The following is a 4623-nucleotide window of genomic DNA, read 5'->3' as shown; positions in this document are numbered from 1 at the left end:
CCCCGCTGTCGAGCGTTACAATTTCACCGGTGGCCACATCGGTGGCAATACATTTGAAGGGAATATTAAAATCTTCGAAGTTCTTTACATCTTTTACCGGCCAGCAAAGATTCGCCAGCTCCAGCCACAACGCTTCTCCGGAAATAACGCCGGAAGCCAGTTTGGGCTTGCCATATTCAAAGGGAATTTCAATGATGTATTTGTTGTACTCTCTTTTTTCTTCGTAGGAGATATCTGTCAACACCGGCTGATTGGAAAACAAACTATTCCAGTTGAGTTTACGGGCGGCTGTTTCAATTTGTTTGCCGGAATACCCCATCGCATACAGGCCGCCTACAATGCTGCCCATGCTGGTGCCGGTAACCAGATCAACCCGAAGCCCCGCACTATCAATCGCTTCGAGGATACCAATATGCGCAAGTCCACGGGCACCGCCACCGCTGAGCGTTACACCTATTTTTGGTCTGTTACTGATAGTTTGCTGAGCCTCCACTGTATTGCGGCAAATGAATGTAGCTAACAACAATAAACCTATAAACCTACCCATGTATACGGATGATCCCTGCTTCATTTTAAACAATTGGCCCTGACTAAAGATAAGGTTTTATCAACATTAAAGGATGCCGCGATCCGGAGATTTTTAGACAGACATTTGTTCTCATTGTAAATATTTGTTATCTTATTCCCCTTAAAAAGCGGAAGGCGGAAAGCAGAAGGCAAAAAGCCTGTTGTATCCTTTGGGCTAAACCCTACCGGCTACCAGCAAACAGCTAAAAAAACAACACGTTATATCAAAATGCTAAAGGCGTAGTGCCCAAAGCCAAAATCTTACAATTAAAAACAAAACGCAGTCTAAAAGCTAACAGCTAAGAGCTAACAGCTATAACGCTACATTTATGAAAAACTCGCTCCCCTCACAAAACATCTGGCAGGTAATCATGGCCTCGTCAGCAGGCACGCTCATTGAATGGTACGATTTCTACATCTTTGGCAGCTTATCCGCCATCATTGCGGAAAAGTTCTTTCCTCCCAGCAACCCGCAACTGGCCTACATTGCTACGCTGGCTACCTTTGCAGTGGGATTTATTGTACGTCCTTTTGGCGCCATCGTATTTGGCCGCCTCGGAGATATGGTAGGCCGTAAATACACGTTCCTGCTCACCCTCCTCATTATGGGCGGATCTACTTTTGCTATCGGCCTTATCCCCAGCTACCATACCATTGGTATCCTGGCTCCTATATTGGTATTGATTCTCCGGCTGGCACAGGGCCTGGCCCTCGGTGGTGAATACGGCGGCGCCGCTACCTATGTGGCAGAACACTCGCCCGACAACCGACGTGGCTACTATACCAGCTTCATACAAACCACCGCTACACTCGGTCTGTTCGTATCCCTGGGCGTGATCCTGCTTACCCGCATGCTCATGTCGCCGGATGACTTCAACAACTACGGCTGGCGTATTCCTTTCCTCTTGTCGGTGCTCCTGGTGATCATGTCGTATTACATACGGATACGCCTGCACGAATCGCCCCTGTTTGCGCAAATGAAGAAAGAAGGGAAAACATCGACCAACCCCATTAAGGAAAGCTTTGCCAACAAAGAAAACCTGAAACTTGTGCTGATTGCACTCTTTGGTGCTGCCATGGGGCAGGGTGTGGTATGGTATACCGGACAGTTCTATGCGCTTTCTTTTCTGCAGAAAACCATGAACATAGAATTTGTACAATCCAATATTATCATTGCCATTGCACTCCTGTTAGGAACACCGTTTTTCATTTACTTCGGCTCCCTGTCTGATCGTATAGGTCGCAAAAAAATAATGCTCACCGGTATGCTCCTGGCTGCATTGGCCTACTATCCGATTTACCAGGTGATGGATAACATCGGTAATATCAAACTAAAAACAGAACAAACAGAATTGTTCAAAATTGAAAGCAACTCCGCTAAAAACGATGCAGGGGAACTGGTCACCAAAACCACCCGTGTACACAGCTACACCGATGGCAGCACACTGAAAGAAACCGGCGATAAAAAAGAACTGACCGTAAGCCGTCTTAACATCACCTACCTGGTGTTACTCATCTTCATACAGGTACTTTTTGTAACGATGGTATACGCGCCTATCGCGGCCTTCCTGGTAGAACTATTCCCTACACGTATCCGGTATACTTCTATGTCGCTCCCCTACCATATTGGTAATGGCGTATTTGGGGGCCTGTTGCCCACCATTTCCACCATCCTGGTTACCAACACCGGTAACCACCTGGCAGGGTTGATTTACCCGATCAGCATAGCAGTGATCTGCTTTTTTGTAGGTATTATTTATCTGAAAGATAAAAGAGGTATTCCGCTGTAAACGCGATTTTTTGTCTTGGGGCAGGATTATACTGATTTAGATGATTTTCAAGATTTTTTTTTGATTTATAAGATTAAAAAAGATTAGCGAAGACAGATGCGGTATCCGCTTCCATCTTCGCTAATCTTTTTTTAATCCTGAGAAAAAATCTTGAAAATCATCTAAATCAGTATAATCCTGCCCCAAGACAAAAAATCGCACCGATCTACCCCCCCACAAGAAAATGCGCCAACAAATCATCCAGCTTCAATTCCGGATGCTCCACCATCAACTGCTTTACCCTTGCGGCATAAGTACGCAGAAACTGCTGATGTTGGCTGCTTTCGGGGTTAAACGGCCGGTGATGTGCCGCCCGGTTAATATCTGCTATCTGGTGCAGCAATCCCTGACTACCTTCACTGATACCCGCTTTAATCACCTGCTCCCACACGTAGTTGATCGCCAGCTCATTGGGATGTACCAGGTCTTCTTTATAAAATCTGTAATCGCGCAGGTCATCTATCACCAGCTCATAAGCCGGAAAATAAAAGAGGCGGTTAAATTTATTAACAAGATGGTGAACAGACTGCAGCAATACTGCTTTGCTGAGATTATTTTCCACTACCCCATCCCGGATATATCGTACCGGACTAACGGTGAAGAGTATATTAATTTTTTTGTTACGGAAAAATAACCGGTGCATCACATTGTCCAGCGCCGTTACCACTTCATCCACGGTGAGCAGGCGTTTGTAGAAATTGCCGGCTGGTACTTTATGGCAGTTGCCTACCAGGCGGTTATTTTCTTTTAAGGCATATGCATGCGCAGATCCCAGCGTTAAGATGAGCCAGTCGGCGTTGTCGATGGATTGCACGGCCGCCGCCTGCATGCGGTTTATATTTTCCAGCGTGGCTTCCGGCGTAAGTCCTGAAAAACGGCTGTGATGGTCCCAGCTATTCCACGAGTCGTTGTGCTGAAACAAGTCTTCCCGCGTATACACTTTCCCATCCAGGTAACTGGTCAATGCACTGGTAATACTCAGTGGATTATATAAAATGCCATGTGGATTAATCAGGGTGTTAAACCGGTGTTCCTGCAGTTTTTCGCCTATTTCTTCCGCAAAACAGGAACCCATCAGCAACAACTCCTGCTTATATTGAATAGCAGTGGAGAGTGGTGCTACCGGAAAACTCAAATGAAATTGCATGTATTACAGTTAATCTTAAAAAACGGCATCTGCCAGTCGCTGCGCCCCGCGTAAGGCTGTCATATCCAGTGTGAGTGGTTCTTTGCGCTGATGACAAAAAGCAATCAGGTTTTCTGTTGCCAGGTTACCTACCAGCTCATCTTTCGCCATGGGGCAACCGCCAATACCTTTAATGGAGCTATCAAAGCGCTTGCAACCCTGTTCGTAGGCGGCCCGCACTTTCTCTTCCCAGTTGTAGGGAGAAGCGTGGAAATGAGCACCAAACTCCACCTCCGGATAAGCGGGAATGAGGTGTTTAAACAAACCCGTAATGGTGGCAGGTTCTGCTACACCTACTGTATCTGCCAGGGAAATAATGCCGATGTCCATCTTCACCATTTCTTCTACCCACTGCAATACAATTTCATGGCTGTATGGGTCCCCGTAAGGATTACCGAAGCCCATAGAAATATATACCACCAGCTCTTTCCTGTTTTTGATACAGAGCTCCTGCATGGAAGATACCTGTTCCAGTGACTCTGCAATCGTTTTATTCGTATTTCTTAATTGAAATGTTTCTGAGATGGAGAACGGAAAACCCAGGTAATTGATTTCATCAAATACCACCGCTTCTTCTGCACCGCGCATATTTGCTACAATAGCCAGCAGCTTACTTTTGGAGCCGGATAACTGCAGGCGGGGGATTACATCTTTCGTATCGGCCATTTGTGGAATGGCTTTGGGAGATACAAAACTTCCAAAATCAATCGTATCAAAACCAACTTTTAACAAAGCGTCCAGGTACTTCACTTTCTCATCTGTGCTGATCATCCGGTGCCATCCCTGCATCGCATCACGCGGGCATTCAATTAATTTTAGCATAACAAACCATTTGCGGTACGCGGAGTTTGTCTTTCCCGGGATTATACTGATTTAGATGATTTTCAGGATTTTTTCTTTTTTGATTTTGAAGGATTTAAAATGATATAAGTGGATAAACCCGATTATATCTTCGCAAATCTTTTTAATCTAAAAATAAAATCCAAAAAATCATCAAAATCATCTAAATCAGTATAATCCTGGGAAAGACAAACTCCGCAT

4 protein-coding genes are annotated in these 4623 nt (G+C 45.3%); 1 reads left to right on the top strand and 3 read right to left on the bottom strand.

Annotation, left to right across the window (positions count from 1 at the left end; genetic code table 11):
* A partial coding sequence (locus tag VIP81_RS20765; RefSeq protein ID WP_331965689.1) for a patatin-like phospholipase family protein occupies nucleotides 1–571 on the bottom strand: 571 nt, incomplete at its 3' end.
* Between the two features lie 325 nt (nucleotides 572–896).
* On the opposite strand from VIP81_RS20765, the gene VIP81_RS20760 reads away from it, so the two are divergent.
* On the top strand, nucleotides 897–2357 hold the full coding sequence (locus VIP81_RS20760; RefSeq protein WP_331965686.1) for an MFS transporter: 1461 nt from the start codon (nucleotides 897–899) through the stop codon (nucleotides 2355–2357).
* Between the two features lie 205 nt (nucleotides 2358–2562).
* Here the strand turns inward: VIP81_RS20760 and VIP81_RS20755 are convergent, their stop codons facing one another.
* Both VIP81_RS20755 and VIP81_RS20750 read right to left on the bottom strand, forming a co-directional pair.
* Complete coding sequence (locus tag VIP81_RS20755) at nucleotides 2563–3543, bottom strand: GSCFA domain-containing protein (RefSeq protein WP_331965683.1); 981 nt, start codon at nucleotides 3541–3543, stop codon at nucleotides 2563–2565.
* 15 nt (nucleotides 3544–3558) lie between these two features.
* Nucleotides 3559–4404, bottom strand: a complete 846-nt coding sequence (locus VIP81_RS20750) for a hydroxymethylglutaryl-CoA lyase (RefSeq protein ID WP_331965680.1) — start codon at nucleotides 4402–4404, stop codon at nucleotides 3559–3561.
* Nucleotides 4405–4623 lie beyond the last annotated feature (219 nt).

Source organism: Chitinophaga sp., from assembly GCF_036566945.1.
Lineage (GTDB): Bacteria > Bacteroidota > Bacteroidia > Chitinophagales > Chitinophagaceae > Chitinophaga.
Note: the sequence above shows the minus strand (reverse complement) of the source record. Positions and strands in the feature narration are given on the sequence as shown.

Excerpts from the sequence above, each read along its gene's own strand:
- VIP81_RS20760 (WP_331965686.1), top strand. The coding sequence starts at position 897 with ATGAAAAACTCGCTCCCCTCACAAAACATCTGGCAGGTAATCATGGCC.
- VIP81_RS20755 (WP_331965683.1), bottom strand. The coding sequence starts at position 3,543 with ATGCAATTTCATTTGAGTTTTCCGGTAGCACCACTCTCCACTGCTATT.
- VIP81_RS20750 (WP_331965680.1), bottom strand. The coding sequence starts at position 4,404 with ATGCTAAAATTAATTGAATGCCCGCGTGATGCGATGCAGGGATGGCAC.